This window comes from Actinocorallia libanotica (assembly GCF_039525175.1).
Classification (GTDB): Bacteria; Actinomycetota; Actinomycetes; order Streptosporangiales; family Streptosporangiaceae; genus Actinocorallia; species Actinocorallia libanotica.
Genome location: NZ_BAAAHH010000043.1, coordinates 34,329 through 54,778 on the forward strand (window position 1 = coordinate 34,329; position 20,450 = coordinate 54,778).

Below are 20,450 nucleotides of genomic sequence, written 5' to 3' on the forward strand. Positions count from 1 at the left end.
TGTGTATCCCCCTGCCCCGTGAGCACGGTGATCCGTAACCGCCTGGTACCGGCCGTCCCCGCGCTGGCCGCGCTCGCCGCGGGCCTGTGGGGGCTGACCGGGCCGTCCTTCTGGCGGGACGAGGCGGTCACCGCCGAGGTCTCCCGGCGCTCCCTCGGCCAGATCCTGCGGCTCCTGCCCGAGGTCGACGCCGTCCACGGCCTCTACTACCTGCTGATGCACCTCGTCACGGGGCTGCTCGGCTCCGGCGAGGCGGCGCTGCGCCTGCCCTCGGTGCTGGCGGGCGCGGTCACCGCCGGGTGCACCGCCGAGCTGGGCCGCCGGTACGGCGGCGCGCGGCTGGGCCTGGCGGCGGGGCTGCTGACCGCCTTCTCCCCCTTCCTCACCCGCTACGCCCAGGACGCCCGGCCGTACGCGCTGGTCACCGCGGCCGCCGCCGTCTCCACCCTGCTGCTCGTCTCGGCACTGGAGCGGGGCGGGCGGCCGAGGTGGGCGGCCTACGCGGCCTCCGTGGTGCTCCTGGGGCTGTTCAACCTGTTCGCCCTGCTGCTGCTCGCCGCGCACGCCTTCCCGGCGCGGCCGGCCCTGCGCTCCTGGGCGGCGGCGTCCGGGGCGGCGCTGGCCTGCCTGTCGCCCCTGGTCCTGCTCGCCTCGACCCAGCGGGGCACCCAGCTCTCCTGGCTGGCCCGGCCGGGCCCGCAGGCCGTGGCGGAGTGGCCGGTCCTGCTCGCCGGAAACGCTTGGCTGGTGCCGCCCCTGGCCGTCCTGGCCGTCCTGGGCGCCCGGCGGCTGCCCGCCCTGCGGACGGCCGCGGTCCCCTGGCTGCTGCTGCCCCCGGCGGTGCTGCTGGCCGTCTCCCTGATCAGCCCCGTCTACACCCCGCGCTACGTCCTGTTCACCGCTCCGGCGGCGGCCCTCCTCGTGGCGGCGGGCCTGGACGCCCTCCCGGCGGCGCGCGCCTGGGCGGGCACCGCGCTCCTGCTCGCCGGGACGGTGCCGATGCACCTGCAGCAGCACGCCGTGGACAACAGAGCGGACGACCTGCGCCGCCTCCGCGCGATCGTCGAGCGGCACGCCCGGCCCGGGGACGGCCTGCTGTTCCGGGTCAGCGAGCAGCGGACGATCATGGGCGCCTATCCGGAGACCTTCACCGGCCTGGACGACCTGGCGCTGGAGCGCACCGGAGCCGAGGCCGGGGACCTGGTGGGCGACCTGGCGGGGCCCGCCGCCTTCGCCCGGCGGCTGGCGGGCGCCGACCGGGTCTGGGTGGTGAGCAAGCGCCCCGACCGCGCCTCCCCCGCCTATCCGGTGGACGAGTCCCGGTTCCTGGTGCTGCGCGAGTCGTTCGGCAAGGTGCGGGGCTGGCGGTTCAAGGGCGGCTATCTGGCGCTGTACGCGCGGGAGTGACCCCGGTTCTGCCGCAGGACCCGGCGCGCCAGCCCGCCCAGCAGCGCCGGGACCGCCAGATGCAGCGCCCGCGCGCCGAGCTGGACGGCCAGCCGCCCCTTGCTGGTGCGGTAGGGCTTGGCGATCCGGCGCAGGCCGACCCGCCCGCCGGTGAGCCGGTCGGGCGTGAACACGCCCGGAACCGTGCCGTCCCGGTCGACGATCTCGTACTCCAGCCGCCAGGTGCCCGTCTCCCAGTTCCGCAGGGGCAGCTCCGCGGTGAAGGACGCGCCGTCGAGCACGGCGTCGGCGGTCGCCACCACCGGCTCCTCGGCGCGCAGCCGGGCCAGCACCCGCAGGCCCAGGCCCGTGCCGAGCGGGAGGCGGCCGGAGACCACCAGGCGCCCGCCCGTCACCGCGGCCGAGGCCGCGCGGTCGGGGGCGGCGCCCGGGATGCCGGCCTCCAGGCTCAGGTTCCCGAAGTCGGTGGCGTACAGCCGCACCATCGGCCGTCCCCCCTCCACCGGCAGGAAGGCCGGGTCGGGCAGGCCCGCCTCGCCGACCGCCAGCCGGGTGGAGATCGCCACCTCGCCGATCCGCGCCTCCACCGACAGGTCCCAGCGGCCCTTGGCCGGGCGGAGCGCCGCGACTACGAGCGCCGCGGCGAGCCCGCCGAGCCCGAGCCGCAGCGGTGCGGTGCCCGCCTGGCCGCCCTCGCCCCTGCGGCGCAGCACCAGCACCGGGTCGGCGATCTCGCCGCCGGGCAGCTCGGCCTTCAGCTCGGCCCGCAGGACGCCGCCGTCCCAGGAGACCCGCGCCAGCTCGCACCGGAACGGCAGCCGCGCGGTGACGTCGTAGCAGGGGTCGGGCAGCTCGCCGAAGCCCGGTGACGCCTCGTAGACGCGGCCGTCCCGGGCCACCAGGGGCGCCGTGCGGCCCGACACCCGGTGGCGGACGATCTCCGTCAGCAGCTCGCCCTCGCCGTGCTGCAGGCAGTGCGCCACCTGCCGGAAGAAGGGCGCCATCGTCTCGGTGATCCGCGGGGTGAGGTGGGCGCGGATGAGCCGGAGCGCCCCCTCCTCGGTGACCGCGCGGGTCTCGGCGTCGGCGGCCAGGTAGGCGGCGCCGAACCGCGGCATGATCTCCTCGCGGAAGTTGCGGCGCAGCATGCGGTCGCGGGCCTCGCCGGGCGCGGTGTGCTCCTCCACGACCCGCATCACCCGGCCGATGGCCGGGAAGAAGTCGAGGTCGGGCGCGCCGCCCTGCTGCATGACGCTGGTGCCGTCCTCGCGCTCCACCCAGAAGTAGCAGTCGTGGTCGGCCAGGACGCTCACCCCGCCGGCCCGGAAGTAGGCACGGGCGGTGAACTCCTGGTCCTCGTGGGAGAGCAGGCCCTCGGCGAACCGCAGGTCCTTGATCAGCTCGCGCCGGAACAGCTTGAGCGGCGCGAGGGTGGCGTACAGGTCCGGCGGGTTGTCGTGCACGGTGGTGCGCGCCACGGTGCGGCGGAACAGCCTGCGGGGGACGTTGCGCCCCACGCCGACGTACTTGCCGATCACGATGTCGGTGCCGTTCTCCTCGGCCATCGCGACCATGCGCTCCAGGGCCCGGGGGTCGAGCCAGTCGTCGGCGTCGAGGAACTGCACGAACTCCCCGGAGGCCAGCTTCAGCCCGACGTTGCGGGGGGCGCCGGGGCCGCCGGAGTTGGGCTGGTGGCGGACGATGAGGCGCGGGTCGTCGTAGGAGGCGAGCAGACTCCGGCTGCCGTCGGTCGAGCCGTCGTCCACGCAGATGAGCTCGATCTCGGCCAGGCTCTGCCCGAACACCGAGTCGACGCAGCGGCTCAGGGTCGACCGGCAGTTGTACACCGGGACGATCACGCTGACTTTGGGCTGGGGCACTCGAGACTTCCTGTCACACGGGAGCATGAGCACATTAGCCCCACCCTCGGAAATTAGCGAAGGGTCCCGGCAAGGTGATCATCACCGGGTCCGGGCGATAGGGTCCTACGTGCCCACTTTGCCGTCAATGCCGGGCCTGAGCCACCGTACCCCGGCCCCGGCGGTGGTGATCTCCGCCCTGTCCGCCCTGGTGATCGCCGGAGTCGGCCTCGACCGGCCCGCGCTCTGGCGCGACGAGGCGGTCACCGCGGGCATGGCCCGGCGCGACCTCGGCTCCTTCGGCTCCGTGCTGGGGGAGATCGACGCGGTGCACGGGCTCTACTACCTGCTCATGAAGGGCGTCGTCGCCCTGTTCGGCGACGGCGAGGCGGCCCTGCGGGCGCCCTCGGTGCTCGGCGCGGTCCTGGCGGCGGGCGCCACCGCCGAACTCGGCCGGCGGCTGGGCGGCGCGCGGACCGGGCTGTTCGCCGGACTCCTGGTGGCCCTCGCCCCCGCGCTGAGCCGCTACGCCCAGGAGGCGCGGCAGTACACCCTGACCGCCGGCCTCGCCGCCCTGGCCACCCTGCTGCTGGTCCGGGCGCTGCGGGACCGGTGTCACCTGCGGTGGTACGGCGTGGCGCTCGCGCTGCTCGGGCTGCTGCACCTGTTCGCCCTGCTGCTGGTGCCCGCCCATCTGGCCACCGTGCTGCTGCGCCGCGACCGCGCCCTGCTGCGGCGCTGGGCCGCGGCCGCCGCGGCGGCGCTGGCGCCCTGCGCGGCCCTGGCGGTGGTGGCCCTGCCCCAGAGCTACCAGGTGAGCTGGATCGAGCGGCCCGACGCCGCGGCCGTCACCGAGATGCTCGACAGCCTCGCCGGGACGCCCGGTTTCTTCGCCTTCACCGTGGTGCTCGTCCTCCTGGGCCGCAACGGGGAACTGTGGCGGACCGCCGCGCCCTGGATGGTCCTCCCGCCGCTGCTGCTGCTCGTGCTCTCCCTCTGGAACCCCTTCTACGTCTTTCGCTACGTCCTGTTCTGCCTTCCCGCCGTGGCGCTGCTCACCGCCGCGGGCCTGGACCGGCTGCGGTGGTCGGCGGGCCTGCCGGTGCTCCTCGCCGCGGCGCTGCTGGCGCTGCCCGCCCACCAGCGGATGCGCCAGCCCTCCGAACGCGCCGACGACCTGCGCGAGCTGGCGCGGATCGTCCGGACCGAGAGCCGCCCCGGGGACGCCGTCGTCTTCCACTACACCAGCTCCCGCCGCGCCATGTCGGCGTACCCGGACGCCTACACCGGCCTGGACGACGTGCTGGCCGTCCGCCCCGGCCAGGGCCTGGACGGGCTGGAGGCGCCCTCCGAGCAGTTCGCGGGCCGCCTCGCGGGCGTCCGGCGGGTCTTCTACGTCCACCACTCCCGCGAACCCGCCGCCAACCCCTTCGCCGACGCCGACGCGCTCAAGGAATCGCTACTCCGCTCCTCCCCCGCCACCTGGACCCGCACGGGCCGATGGCTGTTCAAGGGCGGTTCCGTCCATCTATACGAGCGCCGCCCGCCGTTCACCTGAGCGTGCGCACGGGGCCACACACAGTCCCTAGCCTGAAGTCCTCTGCCCGCAACGGCGGGTGATGACCACGAGGTGGTGCGTTGCGCGTCGTCTGTGTGATCCCCGCCCGCGGCGGCTCCAAGGGAGTGCCCGGGAAGAACCTCGCCCGGGTCGGCGGTGTCCCCCTGGTGGTGCGGGCCGTCCGCGCGGCGCGCCGGGCCGGGACCGTCGAGGAGGTCCTGGTCTCCACCGACGACGACGGGATCGCGGCGGCCGCCCGCGAGGCGGGCGCGCGGATCGTGGAGCGGCCCGCCGGCCTCGGCGGGGACACCGCCACCTCCGAATCCGCGCTGCTGCACGCGCTCGGCACGCTGCCCGAGCGGCCCGAGGTGACGGTGTTCCTGCAGTGCACCTCGCCGTTCATCGACCCGGCCGACCTCGACGCCGCCGTCCGGGAGGTGCTCGGCGGCGCCTCCGACGTGGTGTTCTCCGCGCTGGAGACCCACGAGTTCCAGTGGAGCCGCGGCGAGGACGGCATGACCGGCATCGGCCACAGCGCCGCGTTCCGCCCCCGCCGCCAGGACCGGGACCCGCACTACCGCGAGACCGGCGCGTTCTACGTGATGCGCACGGACGGGCTGGTGGAGCACGGCCACCGGTTCTTCGGCCGGATCGGCGTGCGCGCCGTCCCCGCCCTGCACGCCGTCGAGATCGACACGCCGGGGGACCTGGCCGTCGCCCGCGCCCTGGCGCCGCTGGCAGGCCGCCCGGAGCCGGTGGACGCGGACGTCCTGGTCACCGACTTCGACGGGGTCCACACCGACGACCGAGCGCGGGTGCACCAGGACGGCACCGAGTCGGTGTCGGTCTCCCGGGAGGACGGCATGGGCGTCGCCCTGCTCCGGAAGGCGGGCGTGCCCGTCCTCATCCTCTCCACCGAGGCCAACCCCGTGGTCGCAGCACGGGCCCGCAAGCTCGGGGTGTCCGTCCTGCACGGGCTCTCCGACAAGGCGACGGCACTGGCCGAGTGGCTGCACGACGAGGGGTACGACCCGCGCCGCGCCGCCTACATCGGCAACGACGTCAACGACCTCGGCTGCCTCGCCCTGGTGGGGTGGCCGATCGCGGTACCGCACGCCCATCCGGAGGTCCTGGCCGCGGCGCGGCTGGTGCTCGGCCGTCCGGGGGGCGGGGGCGCGGTCCGCGAAGCATGCGAACTCATCCTGCAGAGCAGGGCTCTGCCGAACGAAGGTAAGTGATATGTCCGCTTCTGTGAAGATCGGCGACCGCCTGGTCGGCGCCGGGCGGCCGGTCTACGTGATCGGCGAGATCGGCATCAACCACAACGGCGACATGTCGATCGCCCGCCGGCTCATCGACGTCGCCGCCAACGCCGGATGCGACGCCGTCAAGTTCCAGAAGCGCACCCCGGAGATCTGCGTCCCGGTGGAGCAGCAGGGCAAGATGCGCGCCACGCCGTGGGGCGAGATGACGTACCTGGAGTACAAGCACCGGGTCGAGTTCGGCGAGGAGGAGTACGCCGAGATCGACCGCTACTGCGCCCAGCACGGCATCCAGTGGTTCGCCTCCCCCTGGGACGTGCCGTCGGTGGAGTTCCTGGAGCGGTTCGACGTGGTGACGCACAAGGTCGCCTCGGCCTCCATCACCGACCGGGAGATGCTGCGCGCCCTGGCCGCCACCGGCAAGCCGGTCATCCTGTCGACCGGCATGTCGGAGCTCAAGGAGATCGACGAGGCGGTCGAGATCCTCGGCACCGGGCGGCTGGTGATCCTGCACGCCACCTCCACCTACCCGCTGCCCGCCGAGGAGGCCAACCTCCGCACCATCGACACCCTGCGCGAGCGCTACGGCGTCCCCGTGGGCTACTCCGGGCACGAGCGCGGCCTGCAGATCAGCCTCGCGGCCGTCACCCTCGGCGCGTGCGCGGTCGAACGCCACATCACCCTGGACCGCACCATGTGGGGATCCGACCACGCCGCGTCGCTGGAGCCGACCGGCCTCCAGCACCTCGTCCGCGACATCCGGGTCATCGAGTCGGCACTGGGCGACGGCGTCAAGCGCGTCTTCCCGGGGGAGGTCGAGCCCCGCGAGCGGCTGCGGCGGGTCACCTCTTGAGCCCTTCCACGGCGCTCTCGGTCATCGTCCCCATGCGGAACGTGGAGCGGTACGCCGGCGACACGCTGACGAGCCTGGTCCGGAACGTCTCGGAGGACGTGGAGTTCATCCTGGTGGACGACGGGTCCACCGACCGCACTCCCGAGCTCATCGAGCAGTTCCGGCCCAGGCTGGGGCGGGTCGAGGTGATCCGGCACGCCGAGGCGGCCGGGCTCAGCGGGGCGCGGAACGCGGGCATGCGCGCCTCCTCCGGCCGGTACCTCACCTTCCTCGACGGCGACGACTACGTCCGCCCCGGCTACTTCGGGGAGCTCGCCTCCGCGATGGACCGGCTCGGCTGCGACTACGTCAAGGTCGACCACATCAAGGTCTTCGGCAGGCGCCGGGTGCCCGACCGCGCCCCCATGGGGGTGCGCGGCACCCCGCTCAAACCGCGGGACGGCATCCTGCCCGTGCACGGGCGGGCCATGGTCGACTACCCGAACGCCTGGTCGGGCGCCTACCGGCGGGAGCTGTTCACCTCGGGGACGCTGCTCTTCGACGAGCAGCTGCTCACCTGCGAGGACCGCCCGTGGACGTGGCGGCTGCACCTGCGCGCCGAGTCCTACGCGGTCGTCTCGCTGTGGGGCCCGTTCTACCGGCGCGAGGTCGCCGGCTCGCTCACCAAGGTCGGCGACGAGCGGCAGCTGCACTTCTTCGACGCCTTCGACCTCGTGCTGGCCGAGCTGGCCGCCGATCCCGAGGGCGAACGGTTCCGCACCAAGGCCATCCGCAACTACTGCGCGATGATCGCGTTCCACCTGAACGAGCGCGCCCGGCTCAGCCCGCTGCTCCAGCGGAGGCTGCGGGCCCGCGCCAAGGCCACGGTCGCGGCGTTCCCCGCCGACCACCTGGCCAAGGTGATGCCCGGACTGGGACCGGAGCGCGAGCGGCTCTTCACCGAACTGCTGGGGGTCACCGCGTGACGCAGATCTTCGTCGCCTCGACGCTGTTCGGCGCCATGACCGTCGCCGCCGCGATCGACGCCGGACGGTTCGGCCCTCCCGGGCGCCGCCGCATGCTGCTGGTCAGCGACAACACCGCCATCCCCGAGCTGGGGCGCGACCTCACCCTCTCGCCCGACTTCGCCGCCCTGGGCGGCCGGTTCGACGAGGTGCGCTCCTGGAACGCCGAGATCAGCCCGCTGCACCCGTCCGGGTGGATGCCGCGCGGCGAGGACCTCATGCTGTGGGAGCGGCTCTTCCGCGAGCGCTGGGGCCTGGCCGACGAACCGCTGGAGCTGGCGGTCGAGACCATCGCCGCCTCCCCGGCCCGCGCGCTCACCTCGATCTTCTCCGAGGCGCTGATCACGGTGTACTCCGACGGCCTGATGAGCTACGGGCCGACCCGTGACGGGCTGCCCGACGGGGTGGGCGGCCGCATCACCCGGCTGCTGCACCTGGACCTGGTGGAGGGCCTCGCCCCCCTGCTGCTGAACGAGCACGGCGTGCCCTGCGAGCTCGTCCCGGACGACGCCTTCACCGCCGTTCTCCACAAGCTGAACCCGCCCGTGGCCCCTGCTGACGGGCTGGAGGGCGGGGCGCTGCTCGTCGGTCAGTACCTCGCGGCACTGGAGATCCTGAGCGAGCAGGAGGAAGATGAGCTCCATGTGGCGATGCTGCGTGGCGTCGTGGCCCGAGGGCACACGACAGTGCTGTTCAAGCCCCACCCCTCAAGCCCGGTGCGGACGGGCGACCGGCTGGCCCGCGAGGCGGCACGGCTGGGCGCCCGGCTCCTGGTCCTCGACGCTGCGGTACCTGCGGAGACCTGGTGCGCGGCGCTTCGGCCAGCACTGATCGTCGGCTGCTTCTCCACCGCGCTGGTCACCGCCTCCCGCTACCACGGGATCCCGGCCGCCGCGGTGGGCACCGACCTGCTGCTGCGGCGCCTGTCCCCTTATCAGAACAGCAACCGCGTGCCGGTGACCATCATCGACGCGACGGTGCCGCACCTGGCGCAGGACGGCACGCTCGGCGAGCCGCTCCTGACCTCGACGGCCGACCTCCACGCGCTGCTCGTGGCGGTGGCGTACGCGATGCGCGCCGCCTCCCTGCCCGAGCGGCGCAAGGAGGCGGTCGCGTTCCTGGCCGCCCACGGCAGGGGCGAGCTGATGCGCTACTTCAAGAAGCGCAGGCTCTCGGCGCTGGGCCTGCCCGGCGGGCTGTCCCCGGCCAAGCGGACCCTGCTGGCCACCGCGCTGCCGCCGCGCAGCCGCAGGCGCAGGATCGCCGTCCGCGCCTTCGAGGCCGCGGGCCTGGAACGCGACCCGTGACCACCACGCTGTCGGTCGTCGTCCCGGTCCGCGACGTGGCGCGGTACGTGCCCGACCTGCTGCGGTCCCTGCTGCACAACACCCGGCGCGACTTCGAGTTCCTCGTGGTCGACGACGCCTCCCGCGACCGGACCGCCGAACTGGTGGCCGGCGCGGGGGTCCCGGGGCTGCGCCTCATCCGCCACCCCGCGCCCCTGGGGCCCGGCGCCGCCCGCAACACCGGCCTGGCCCAGGCCTCCGGCCGCTACCTGACCTACCTCGACGGCGACGACTGGATCCGGCCCGGCTACCTGGCCGAGCTGGTCGCCGCGATCTCCGGGCTCGGCTGCGACTTCGTGATCGGCGACCACATCCGGGTCACCGGACGGCGGCGGCAGCCGCGCCGCCCCCCGCAGGGCAGGCTGCGCGAGGTGCTCGACCCCCGCGCGAGCATCCTCCCGGTCGGCCAGCCCTCCATGGTCGACTACCCCTACTGCTGGGCCGGGGTCTACGACCGGCGGCTGGCCGAACGCGGCCTGCTGGACTTCGCCCCCGGGCTGCACACCGCCGAGGACCGGCCGTGGTTCTGGCGGCTGTACCGCCAGGCCTCCTCCTACGCGGTCGTCCCGCTGCGCGGCGTCTTCTACCGGCGCCACCGCGAGGGCGCCCTGACCCGGATCGGCGACGAGCGGCAGCTGCACTTCTTCGACGCCTTCGACCTCGTGCTGGCCGAGCTGGCCGCCGACCCGGAGGCCGAGCGGTTCGCGCCCAAGGCCGTCCGCGGCTACTTCGCCGTGATCGGCTACCACCTGACCCGCCGGGCGCGGCTCAGCCCGCCGCTGCGGGTGGAGCTGGTCGACCGCGCGCGGGCCGCGATGCTGGCGGTGCCGCCGGAGCTGCGCGCCGAGGTGCTGCCCGCGATGGGCGTCTACCGCCAGGAGCTGTTCGAGGAGCTGCTGGGCGTCCGGATCTGAGCGGCGGGCTCAGCGCAGGGCGCGGCGCAGCCGCAGCGCCCCGCGGTAGGCCGCCGGGGGCAGCTCCACCCGCAGCGACGCCCTGGTCCTGGCCCACCTGCCGCCGGGGTCCCCGGCCGGGGGCGGCAGCCGATCCCCCTCGGCCACCAGCTCCGCCAGCCGCCGCACCCAGTCGTTCTCGGCCTCGGGGTGGAAGTAGTTCGCGGCGCACCATGCCTCGTCGGGGACGCGGAACCGGCCGCGGGCCAGGTCGTCCAGGGTGCCGAGCACGCCGCTGCCCTCGAAGACCAGGTTGATCATCTCGGCGCCCACCCCGAAGTCCGAGAGCACCAGCAGCGGGACGCCGGCGGCGATCGCCTCCAGCGCGGCGGTCGAGCTCACCGTCACGAACCCCGCGGCGCGGGCCAGCTGGGCGTGCATGGGCCCCGTCTCGAAGCGCAGCAGCCCGTGCCCGACCGGCATCTCCCGCCACAGCGCCGCGTAGTGCAGGTCCTCGCGGTGGGTCTGCTCCTCCCCCTCCCCGGCCCGCAGCTTCACCACCACGTCCAGGTCGGGCCGCGCCCGCGCCAGGCCGGCCAGCGCGTACAGGATCCGCTCGCGCTCCTCGCGCCGCCGGGGGACCTTGGCCTGGGTGGCGAAGACGACACGGTCGCGGTCCGGACCGGCGCGCCCGCCGGACGGCGCGGCGTCGTGCAGGAACGGCAGCGTGGCCCGCGCCGTCCGGCCGGGCAGCCCCAGGTCGCGGGCGATCGCGTCGAACTCGGCGACCTCCCGGCCGCTGTGCACCACGAACAGGTCGGCGGCCGCGCGCAGCCGCCACGCCTTCTCGCTCGCGGGCACCGAGATCCCCGGCAGCCCGGTCACCAGGACCCGGCGCCGGCCCCGCGACACCCAGGGGGACAGCGCCCGCACGACCGGCCCGGTGCAGGCCAGCAGCACGGCGTCCGGGTCGTCCGCGCGCAGCAGCGCCCGCAGCCGGCGGGCGGTGACCACCTCGGGGGCCGCGGCGCCCTCCCGGCCGCCGACGGCGGCGCGGCGCTGCCCGGCCGACGGCGTGATCGGCGAGCGCACCACCACCAGGCGGTGCTCGCCGGGCAGCCCGCGCAGCAGGGCGGCCGCCCACTTCAGGTACGAGTCGGAGTCGGCGACGGCGAGCAGTCTCAAACGAACTCCGGACCCAGGACGGAGAGGCTCAGGTGGGTGCGCAGCGCGGGGTCGGCCCGCTCGGTCCACCACGCCGCGGGGACGCCGACGCCCTCGACGCGGGGCCCGCCGGGGCCGTGCAGGACGCGCAGCGAGGTCAGGGCGGTGGAGGGCAGGCTGAGCACCCGGTGCTCGGAGGTGAGGCCGCGCAGGCTCAGCTCCACCGGCAGGTCGCCCTCGACCAGGGTGACCGCGGGGTCCTCCCGCAGCAGCTCCAGCACCCGCGGGCACTCGCGCCGGTGCGGGTGGTAGACCACCGGTTCACGCGCGGTGACGCCCTCCAGCCACCGCAGGTAGGGCTCCCGCTCGACCAGCCCGTTGGCCACCAGCGAGGTGCCCAGCACCACGGTCCGCCGCTCCGGCGGCGGCGCGGGCGGCAGGGAGCGCAGCCAGGCGAAGTCGTGGGAGACGACCGGGATGCCGACCCGGCGGGCGCGGGCGAGCAGCGGCGCGGGCACGGGGAGGCCGGTGAAGAACACCACCCTGCCCCGGTGGGCGAGCGAGCGCAGCCGGCGGCCGGCCAGCCCGGAGAAGGCGCGCCGGAGCCGGCCCGGCCGCGCCCTGGCCCGCACCAGCGGCTGCTTCCACGGGCCGCACAGCAGGCCGAGCAGGTGGAGGGTGGCCAGCCCGTCGTCCAGCAGGACGATCCGCTCCGGCGCCCGGTGCAGCAGCAGGCCCGCCTGCGCCCGGCCGGAGAAGGCGTCGCCGATCGCCCCGGTGCTCCTGGTACGCCCGGTCTTCTCGGTGAAGATCAGGTCGGTTTTCGGTGACAACCCCAACCGGATCACTTCTCGGGCGGTAGCGTGCAACGCGTCCGATCCGGGGCGCACGCGCACCTGCACCGGCCCCAGCAGGCCGGCGTGCCGGGCCTCCAGGGCCGACAGAAGCTGGAGCGGCGACTCCGCCCAGGCCAGATCAGTCATGCGTCCCCAAGCATCGGATCAGGTACCGGTGCCAACCTGGCATCCGAGCATGAACAGGAGACCAACGGAGGCCGTCGACGCCGTTGCGCGGACCCGGCGGCACGAGATGTCGCTAAGCTGCCTCCGGTTCCCCCGCAAACCCCAGGAGTCCTCACTTGTCTGACAGGCGACGTTTCCTGCTGAGTACAGGTGCTCTGGCAGCCGGTGCCGCGGCCTTCGCGGCGTGGCCGTCCCGCGACGGCGGCGCCCCCGCCGGACCCCGGGCCCAGGGCGGGACCGAGAGCACGGCCCCGCTCTCCCCCCAGGCCGACGGCCGCCGGCCCGTCGCCTCCACGTCCCGGGCCCCCCAGGCGGCGCCCCAGGCCGCGCCCGCGCCCGCCCAGGGCGGGCCGCCGGCCAAGCGCCCCAACTTCGTGCTGATCCTCGCCGACGACCTGGGGTACGGGCAGCTCGGCTGCTACGGCCAGAAGAAGATCAAGACGCCCCGGATCGACCGGATGGCCCGCGAGGGCCTGCGCTTCACCGACGCCTACGCCCCCGCGCCGGTCTGCGCCCCCTCCCGCGCCTCGCTGCTCACCGGCCTGCACAGCGGCCACAGCGCGGTGCGCCGCAACCCGCCCAAGGAGGGCGAGATCCCGATCGGCGCGAACGAGCCGACGATCGCCGAGATGCTCCAGGCCGGCGGCTACCGCACCGGCCTGTTCGGCAAGTGGGGCTTCGGCCCCAACGCCGGGAACAACAACACCAACCCCAACGCCCGCGGGTTCACCGACTTCTTCGGGTACATGACCCACCACATGGCCAAGCGGTACTACCCGGAGTTCCTCTGGGAGAACGGGCAGCACCATCCGCTGCCGGGCAACAAGGGCGACAGCGGGCCGATCTACGGGCCCGGCCTGATCATGCAGCGGGCGCTGGCCTTCCTGCGCGACGCCGACCGCCAGGGCCAGCCCTTCCTGCTGATGCTCACCCTGCCGCTGCCGCACGCGCCCTCCGTGGTCTCCGGGCTCGGCCAGTACCGCGGCAAGGACTGGACCCGCCAGAACAAGGCGCACGCCGCCCAGATCACCCAGCTCGACGGGTACGTCGGCATGCTGATGGACGAGCTGCGCAAGCTGGGCCTGGCCGACGAGACCATCGTGGTCTTCACCTCCGACAACGGGCCGCACGAGGAGGACCACGTCAGCCCCCGGTTCTTCGAGGCGGCGGGCCCCTACCGCGGCCTGAAGCGCAACCTCTACGAGGGCGGCATCCGCGTCCCGTTCATCGTCTGGTCGCCCAAACTGCTCCGCAAGACCGCCAAGAAGCGCACCTCCCACCCGACCGTCCAGTACGACCTGATGGCGACGTTCGCCGACTTCGCCGGGCTCAAGGCGCCGAAGAACGACGGCATCTCCCTGCGGAAGCTGTGGGCGGGCACCGGAAGGCCCGCCAAGCACCAGTACCTCTACTGGCTGCGGCTGCACAACGGCTCCACCAAGAGCCACCGGGCCGAGGAGCGGGGCAAGGGAAGGCGCTGCGCGGCGGCGGTGCGGTTCGACGAATGGAAGCTGATCGGCTTCGCGCCCGGCACGGAGTACTCCACGCCCGGCAAGAAGTGGACGTACGAGCTCTACAACCTGAACAAGGACCCCGGCGAGCGGAACAACCTCGCCAAGTCCCGCCCGGCGCTCGTCAGGCGTGGCGAACGCTACCTGAAGCGATCATGGCGACCCCTGGACTAGGATCCGGGTTGCACGTTTCTCAGTTAACATTCAGCAACGTTCACTACAGTCAGTCCAAATTGCCCAATGTGTCGCTATCGTCTCCTGCGAGGCCACACTGACCCGGGACTTGAGGGATGCAGGAAGCACAGCGCAGCACCGCAGTCAAGCGGGCCATCCGCCGCCGTACCGAACACCTCGCCGAGGCCCTGCGGCCGCCGGGGGTCAAGCCCAAGCGCAAGGTCCTGCTGCCCGACCGCGGCAGCGGCAACAGGCTCGTTCCCTCCCCCGTCTTCGTCCTCTCCTCCGTCCGGTCGGGCTCCACCCTGCTGCGGGTTCTGCTGAACTCCCACTCCCAGATCCGCGCCCCGCACGAGCTGCACCTGCGCACGCTCGAGGTGCGGCCCAGCCGGGAGTACACCGAGAACATCATGGACGCCATCGGGTTGAGCCGCAAAGAGCTGGAGCACCTGCTGTGGGACCGCGTCCTGCACCATGAGCTCGAGCGCAGCGGCAAGCGCATCGTGGTCGACAAGACCCCGGCCAACGCCCTGATCTGGCGCCGCATCTCCTCGGCCTGGCCCCAGGCCCGCTACATCTTCCTGCAGCGCCACCCGCAGTCGGTCGTCGAGTCGGTGCTCAACCGCCGCAAGGGCGCCGAGAAGGACGCGGTCGTCAAGGAGATCTTCAACTACGTCAACGGCGTCGAGCAGGCCCGTCAGAACCTCAAGGGCCTGGCCGTGCGCTACGAGGACCTCACCGCCGACCCCGCCGCGTGGACCAAGCGGATCTGCGAGTACCTGGGCGTGGAGTGGGAGCCCGCCATGCTCGACTACGGCTCCCAGGACCACGGCCCGATCAAGCCGGTCTTCGGCGACTGGAGCAGCAACATCAAGTCCGGCCAGGTGCAGAAGGCGCGGCCGCTGCCCAGCGTGGACGAGATCGACCCGCAGCTGCAGGAGATCTGCAAGCTCTGGGGCTACCTGGACTGACGGCCCCCGGCCCTTCGGGGTTCACCTCGCGGACACGCACGGCGGCGACGATGCCGGTGAAAGTCCTGTGAACCCCGGAGACGCCGTATGCGGGTCTGTGTCTGCACGGTAGGCCGCCATCCCGAGGACGCCCGGATCCTGCACCGGCAGATCCGGGCCCTGCTGGAGCGCGGCCACCACGTCACCTATCTCGCCCCGTTCGGGGCGCACCACGCCGTTCCCTGGCCGGAGCTCACCCCGGTGGACCTGCCGCGCCTGTCCGACAGGTTCCGCGCGCTGCGCCACGCCCGGCGCGCCCTGGCCGAGCACGCCCCGCACAGCGACCTGGTCCTGCTGCACGACCCCGAGCTCGCCCTGGTCGCGCCCCGCCGCACGCCCGTCGTCATGGACGGCCCGGCCGGCCCGCGGCGCCTCCCCCGCCTGGACCACCCCACCCTCACCCCGGTGCCCGCCCGCCCGCCGCGCGGCCCCGACGACCCCCGGGTGGTGCACCTCGGTCGGCTGACCCGGCACGGCGGCGCCGAGGAGGTCGTCGCGGTGGCCCGCGCCCTGGCCGCGCACGGCGTCGCCACCGAGCTCGTCGGCCCCGCCGACGCGCAGGTCCGCCCGCTGCTGCGCGCCGCCCAGCGCGAGGGGGTCCTGCGCTGGTACGGGTTCGTGCCCAACGACCGGGCGCTGCGCATCGTCTCCGGCGCGACGGCCGGGCTGTCCCTCACCCGCGAGCGGCGCGCGCTGCCGCCGACGAAGGTGCTGGAGTACCTGGCCCACGGCGTCCCCGTGGTCTCCACCCCCGAGCCCGCCTCCTCCTTCCTGCTGGAGGAGACGGGAGCGGGCCGGATCGTCCGCGACCCGGCGGCCGCCGTCCGGGAGGTCCTGCGGCTGCGGAGCCTGCCCGGCGAGCGCGCGGAGATGGCGCGCCGCGGCCACGAGGCGGCCCGCGCCCGCTTCGACTGGGCCGAGCAGGCGCCGGTCTTCGTCGCCCGGCTGGAGGGCCTGGCCGCCGCCGGGCGGTGGCCCGCGGGGTCAGCGCAGGTGGGCGAACCGCTGGGCCCAGTCGGCGAACCAGGGAGCGAAGAAGGCGTGGTCCTGGGCCAGCGGCAGTAGGTAGACCACGGTCTCGGTGTAGTAGCGGCGCTGGAAGTCCGGGGGCATCCGGTCGAGGGTGCGGGCGTTGCTCGCCCGATCCGCCAGCTTGATCGCGATCGCCTGGGGCGGCGCCTCCCGAAGCCGGCGCAGGTAGCCCACCTTGGCCGCGCGCTTGTCCTTGCGCGAGCGCACGGGCGGCTTGGTCAGCCAGTCGACGTACTCGGCGACGACCGGCCCGAACTCCGCCTCGACGTCGGCGACCGTCGCCGGGGTGTCCTCCACCACGTCGTGCAGCAGGGCCGCCGCCAGGACGTCGGGGTCGCGCTCGCCCGCGCCGCGCGCCAGCACCTCCAGCGCCTCCAGCAGATGCACGGTGTAGGGCTCTCCGGTGGGCCGGGTCTGCTCCCCGTGCCAGCGCTCCGCGGCCCGCGCCGCCCGCCGGACGGTCTCCAGCGCCGCCTCCGGCAGCATGCTCCGCAGTTCCGGCTCCGCCTCGTCCCAGGTCCGCCAGTTCAGGTCGTCCATTCCCCCACGGTAATGCGGGAGGATCTCACCATGGAGAGCACGGCGGGCACCGAGGGCGGCGAACGGGAATGGGTGGCCGAGGAGAGCGTCCTCGTCGACGCGCCCGCCGAGCGGGTCTTCGCCCTGGTCGCCGACCCCCGGCGCGCCTCCGAGCTGTCGCCCGAGGTCTTCCGCGTCCGGCTGCGCGACGTCCCGGTGGAGGAGGGCTCCCGGTTCATCGGGTTCAACCGGCGCGGCCCGTTCGTCTGGTTCACCAACTGCGAGGTCACCGCCCACGTGCCCGACCGGGTGCACGCCTTCCGCGTCTACAGCTTCGGCATGGAGGTCGCGCTGTGGGGCTACCGGCTGGAGCCCGTCGGCGAGTCCACCCGGCTCACCGAGTACTGGCACGACCTGCGCCGCGACCACTGGACGGCGCCGGTGGTGTCCTTCCTGGGCAGGGTCTTCACCGGGGTCCGCGCGGACCGGCGGGCGGCGCTCAACCGGGCGGGCATGCGCGCCACGCTCGATCGGGTGCGGGCCGCCCTTGAGACTCCGGTCTAGAACCTGTTCTAATTTCATTCTCCGCGCCACCGACCCCAGGAGAGCCGCCGTGCACCAGGTACTGGACCAGACCGTCGCCATGCCCGTGGAGATCCGCCACGCGCAGGTGGCGTCCGCCATGTTCCCCGTCCCCGCCCGCGTCGCCCAGACCGTCATCGGCTACTCGGGCCTGGAGGTGGTGCGGCCGCTGGGCTCCCACACGATCTGCTCGCTCGCCTTCGTCGAGTACGTCGACGGCGACCTCGGCCCCTACCACGAGTTCGCGGTCGCCTTCCTGGTGCGCCACCCCCGCGGCGTCGCCTCCTCGGGCGTCGGCGCCTTCATCCACTGGCTCCCCGTCGACGGCGAGTTCACCCTCCAGGCCGGCCGCCAGATCTGGGGCTTCCCCAAGGTCCTCACCCGCCTGCCCATCGACTGGAGCGGGCCCCAGCGCTGCGCCGTCCACCAGGACGGGCGGCTCGTGGCGGCCATGTCCGTCAAGCCCGGCCTGGCCGTCCCCGACGGGCAGGCGGCGCCCGTGATCGACGCCTACGCCTGCTACGACGGCGTCACCCGGCGCGTCCCCTGGACCATGCGCCCCTCCCAGGTCCGCATGCGCCCCGGCGGCGCGGTCGTCACCCTCGGCGACCACCCCGCCGCCGAGGACATGCGCAGGCTCGGCCTGGACCGGGTGCCCGCGCTGTCCAGCACCACCGTCGGGCACCTCGGCATGACCTTCGGCGAGGCCGAGGAGGTCGCGACCGCATAAGCTTCTTCTCTTGCGAGAAGGAGAGCACATGCCGTCGTCCGCCCGTACCGGGGCCGCCCAGGCCCCGCAGGTCAAAGAAGCCGAGATAGCGGCCGAGCAGTCCCTGGTGGACGCCGCCCACGTCCGGCTCGACGAGATGCGGGAAGAGGCGCAGCGGATGCTCCAGGAGGGCTTCCGCCAGTCCCAGGCCGGCACCAAGAGCTCACTGGTGGACCGCGACGCCATGGTCTACCAGGCGGCGCTGCGCGCCCAGGCGCTCAACGTCGCCGACGACGGGCTCGTGTTCGGGCGGCTCGACCTCGCCCCCGGAGCCTCCGTCGGTCCGGCCGGCCTGGGCGGCCCCGCCTCCGCCGACCCGGGCGGGCCGGGCGGCCCGGCCGCCGCCGAGCAGCACGGCCCGCTCTACATCGGCAGGGTCGGGGTGCGCACCCGCGAGCACGAGTCGCTCGTCGTCGACTGGCGGGCGCCCGCCGCCGAGGCCTTCTACCGGGCCACCCCCGAGGACCCGCGCGGCGTCGTGCGCCGCCGGGTCCTGCACTCCCGCGGCCACCGGGTCATCGACCTGGAGGACGACCTGCTGCAGCCCGCCCTCGTCGACGGCCTCACCGTCGTCGGCGACGGCGCCTTCCTCGCCTCGCTGGCCCGCACCCGCGAGGGCGCCATGCGCGACATCGTCGCCACCATCCAGCGCGAGCAGGACCTCGTCATCCGGGCGCCCGCCGACGGCACCGTCATCGTGCGGGGCGGCCCCGGCACCGGCAAGACCGCCGTGGCCCTGCACCGCGTCGCCTACCTCCTGTTCCGCCACCGGCGCAGGTTCGGCGGCCGCGGCGTGCTCATCGTCGGCCCCAACCAGCGCTTCACCGCCTACATCGAACGGGTCCTGCCCTCCCTGGGCGAGGGCTCGGCCGCGCTGCGCTCCCTGGGCGACCTGCTGCCCGGCACGGCCGCCACCCGCCACGACTCGCCCGAGCTCACCCGGATCAAGGGCGCCGGGTCCATGGCGCGGGTGCTGCGCCGCGCCGTCACCGACCACCCGCCCGGAGCCCCCGACCTTCTCACCGTCGTGCACGCCGGCGTCGTCGTCCGCCTCGACCGCCCCCGCCTCGACAAGATCCGCAAGCAGGTGCACCAGCGCGTCCACGGCGCCGTCAACACCGGGCGCCGCAAGGCCGCCGACGCCCTCCTGGACGCGCTGTGGGAGCGGTTCGTGGAGATCGGCGGCCTCGTCGACGCCCCCGGCATCAAACGCGGCGAGTTCACCGCGAACGCCCGCGACCAGCTCGGCGACTTCCTCACCGCCTGGTGGCCGATCCGCACCCCCGACCAGGTGCTGCTCTCCCTGGCCGACCCCGGGCGGCTGGGCCGCGCCGCGGGCCGCGACCTCACCCCCTCCCAGGTCGGCAGGCTCGCCGGCTCCCTCGCCCACGAGGACGGCTGGTCCTACCAGGACGTGGCGCTGCTCGACGAGCTCGACTCCCTGCTGGGCCGTGCGCCGCGCCCCACCCGCAAGGTGCGCGAGGACGACCCGTACGTCGTCGACGGCGTCAACATCCTCACCGGCGAGGAGGTCGCCGAGTGGGAGCCGGAGTTCCGCGAGCTCACCACCTCCATCGAGCGCTTCGAACGCGCCCGCCGCGTCGACGACGAGGCCGAGGAGGCCACCGACTACGGCCACGTCGTGGTCGACGAGGCGCAGGACCTCTCCCCCATGCAGTGGCGCATGCTCGGACGCCGCGGCCGCCAGGCCACCTGGACGGTCGTGGAGGACCCCGCCCAGTCCGCCTGGGAGGACCTGGAGGCCTCCCGGCAGGCCATGGCCGCCGCCCTCGGCACCGCCGGCACCCGCCGCAACAAGCGCCCCCTGCACTCCTTCGAGCTCACCACCAACTACCGCAACTCCGTGGAGATCGCCGCCGTGGCGACCCGCGTCCTCGCCAAGGCCGTCCCCGACGCCGTCCCTTCCCGCGCCGTCCGCACCACCGGCCACGAAGCCGTCGTCTCCCTCCTGCCCGACGGCACACGGCCGACGTTCCTCCACGCCGCCCGCGACGCAGTCATCGACCTCCTGGGCCAGGTCGAGGGCACCATCGGCGTCATCCTCCCCCTGGGCTGGCCCCAGGACCCCTGGGACGTCCCCGACCGCGTCCAGCTCCTGGACGTCCTGGACGCCAAGGGCCTGGAGTTCGACGCCGCCGTCATCGTCGCCCCCGAGGAGATCGCCGCCCAGTCCCCCATGGGCCTGCGCACCCTCTACGTCGCGGTCTCCCGGGCCACCCAGCGCCTCACCGTCCTCACCGCCGACCCCGCCTGGCGCGAGACCCTCACCACCTGACCCGGAGCACGAAAGAACCCTCCAGGGCCGTCGGCCCTGGAGGGTTCTCTCTCGCCGAAAACACTCCGGAAATGCGGAAAGGCCCCGGACAATGTCCAGGGCCTTTCACACGATGATTGCGGCGGTGACCTACTCTCCCACACAGTCTCCCGTGCAGTACCATCGGCGCTGGAGGGCTTAACTTCCGGG

The 20,450-nt window shown here is 74.1% G+C and carries 17 protein-coding genes and 1 rRNA gene; 13 read left to right on the plus strand and 5 right to left on the minus strand.

Annotated features, from left to right (window positions below; translation table 11 throughout):
• Positions 1-18: 18 nt before the first annotated feature.
• Positions 19-1,407 carry a glycosyltransferase family 39 protein gene (locus tag ABD140_RS34160; RefSeq protein WP_344246043.1) on the plus strand — a complete coding sequence of 463 codons (1,389 nt, stop codon included), beginning with the start codon at positions 19-21 and terminating at the stop codon, positions 1,405-1,407.
• On the opposite strand, the gene ABD140_RS34165 is transcribed toward ABD140_RS34160, so the two are convergent.
• A complete protein-coding gene (locus tag ABD140_RS34165; protein WP_344246045.1) occupies positions 1,380-3,287 on the minus strand; it encodes a glycosyltransferase family 2 protein in 1,908 nt (635 codons plus the stop codon). The two genes, ABD140_RS34160 and ABD140_RS34165, sit on opposite strands and share 28 nt — an antisense overlap.
• 127 nt (positions 3,288-3,414) lie before the next feature.
• Between ABD140_RS34165 and ABD140_RS34170 the strand changes: the two genes are divergently transcribed.
• The 6 genes from ABD140_RS34170 to ABD140_RS34195 all read left to right on the plus strand — a co-directional run bounded on the left by ABD140_RS34170 (position 3,415) and on the right by ABD140_RS34195 (position 10,203).
• Complete coding sequence (locus ABD140_RS34170; RefSeq protein ID WP_344246047.1) at positions 3,415-4,824, plus strand: glycosyltransferase family 39 protein; 1,410 nt, start codon at positions 3,415-3,417, stop codon at positions 4,822-4,824.
• Between the two features lie 80 nt (positions 4,825-4,904).
• Positions 4,905-6,062 carry a cytidylyltransferase domain-containing protein gene (locus tag ABD140_RS34175; RefSeq protein ID WP_344246049.1) on the plus strand — a complete coding sequence of 386 codons (1,158 nt, stop codon included), beginning with the start codon at positions 4,905-4,907 and terminating at the stop codon, positions 6,060-6,062.
• A gap of 1 nt (position 6,063) precedes the next feature.
• Entirely contained in the window at positions 6,064-6,939 is an 876-nt protein-coding gene (locus ABD140_RS34180; protein ID WP_344246051.1) for an N-acetylneuraminate synthase family protein, read from the plus strand.
• Positions 6,936-7,904: a glycosyltransferase family 2 protein gene (locus ABD140_RS34185; RefSeq protein WP_344246053.1), complete on the plus strand. Its 969-nt coding sequence runs from the start codon at positions 6,936-6,938 to the stop codon at positions 7,902-7,904. Before ABD140_RS34180 ends, ABD140_RS34185 begins: the two co-directional genes overlap by 4 nt.
• Positions 7,901-9,250: an alpha-2,8-polysialyltransferase family protein gene (locus ABD140_RS34190; RefSeq protein ID WP_344246055.1), complete on the plus strand. Its 1,350-nt coding sequence runs from the start codon at positions 7,901-7,903 to the stop codon at positions 9,248-9,250. Before ABD140_RS34185 ends, ABD140_RS34190 begins: the two co-directional genes overlap by 4 nt.
• A complete protein-coding gene (locus tag ABD140_RS34195) occupies positions 9,247-10,203 on the plus strand; it encodes a glycosyltransferase family 2 protein (RefSeq protein WP_344246057.1) in 957 nt (318 codons plus the stop codon). Before ABD140_RS34190 ends, ABD140_RS34195 begins: the two co-directional genes overlap by 4 nt.
• Positions 10,204-10,212: 9 nt before the next feature.
• Here the strand turns inward: ABD140_RS34195 and ABD140_RS34200 are convergent, their stop codons facing one another.
• Together ABD140_RS34200 and ABD140_RS34205 are read right to left on the minus strand one after the other, a co-directional pair.
• Positions 10,213-11,367 carry a DUF6716 putative glycosyltransferase gene (locus ABD140_RS34200; protein ID WP_344246059.1) on the minus strand — a complete coding sequence of 385 codons (1,155 nt, stop codon included), beginning with the start codon at positions 11,365-11,367 and terminating at the stop codon, positions 10,213-10,215.
• Complete coding sequence (locus tag ABD140_RS34205; RefSeq protein ID WP_344246061.1) at positions 11,364-12,329, minus strand: hypothetical protein; 966 nt, start codon at positions 12,327-12,329, stop codon at positions 11,364-11,366. Before ABD140_RS34205 ends, ABD140_RS34200 begins: the two co-directional genes overlap by 4 nt.
• A gap of 155 nt (positions 12,330-12,484) precedes the next feature.
• On the opposite strand from ABD140_RS34205, the gene ABD140_RS34210 reads away from it, so the two are divergent.
• The 3 genes from ABD140_RS34210 (at position 12,485) to ABD140_RS34220 (ending at position 16,128) form a co-directional block, all read left to right on the plus strand.
• Positions 12,485-14,053: an arylsulfatase gene (locus ABD140_RS34210; RefSeq protein ID WP_344246063.1), complete on the plus strand. Its 1,569-nt coding sequence runs from the start codon at positions 12,485-12,487 to the stop codon at positions 14,051-14,053.
• Positions 14,054-14,169: 116 nt separating this feature from the next.
• A complete protein-coding gene (locus ABD140_RS34215; RefSeq protein ID WP_344246065.1) occupies positions 14,170-15,024 on the plus strand; it encodes a sulfotransferase family protein in 855 nt (284 codons plus the stop codon).
• An 87-nt stretch (positions 15,025-15,111) separates the two neighbouring features.
• Entirely contained in the window at positions 15,112-16,128 is a 1,017-nt protein-coding gene (locus tag ABD140_RS34220) for a glycosyltransferase family protein (protein WP_344246067.1), read from the plus strand.
• Here ABD140_RS34220 and ABD140_RS34225 read toward each other — a convergent pair.
• Complete coding sequence (locus ABD140_RS34225) at positions 16,048-16,635, minus strand: HD domain-containing protein (protein ID WP_344246069.1); 588 nt, start codon at positions 16,633-16,635, stop codon at positions 16,048-16,050. The genes ABD140_RS34220 and ABD140_RS34225 overlap by 81 nt on opposite strands.
• Positions 16,636-16,665: 30 nt before the next feature.
• Here ABD140_RS34225 and ABD140_RS34230 point away from each other — a divergent pair, with 30 nt between their 5' ends.
• From ABD140_RS34230 to ABD140_RS34240, 3 genes are read left to right on the plus strand one after another with little or no spacing between them, the layout of a single operon-like run.
• Positions 16,666-17,178, plus strand: coding sequence for an SRPBCC family protein (locus tag ABD140_RS34230; RefSeq protein ID WP_344246071.1), 513 nt, complete (start codon positions 16,666-16,668; stop codon positions 17,176-17,178).
• 49 nt (positions 17,179-17,227) lie between these two features.
• The gene (locus ABD140_RS34235; RefSeq protein ID WP_344246073.1) at positions 17,228-17,926 is read left to right on the plus strand and encodes an acetoacetate decarboxylase family protein; all 699 of its coding nucleotides are present in this window, start codon (positions 17,228-17,230) and stop codon (positions 17,924-17,926) included.
• 28 nt (positions 17,927-17,954) lie between these two features.
• Positions 17,955-20,261, plus strand: coding sequence for a HelD family protein (locus ABD140_RS34240; protein WP_344246075.1), 2,307 nt, complete (start codon positions 17,955-17,957; stop codon positions 20,259-20,261).
• 116 nt (positions 20,262-20,377) lie between these two features.
• On the opposite strand, the gene rrf is transcribed toward ABD140_RS34240, so the two are convergent.
• A 5S ribosomal RNA gene (gene rrf / locus ABD140_RS40235) occupies positions 20,378-20,450 on the minus strand; the annotation flags it as partial.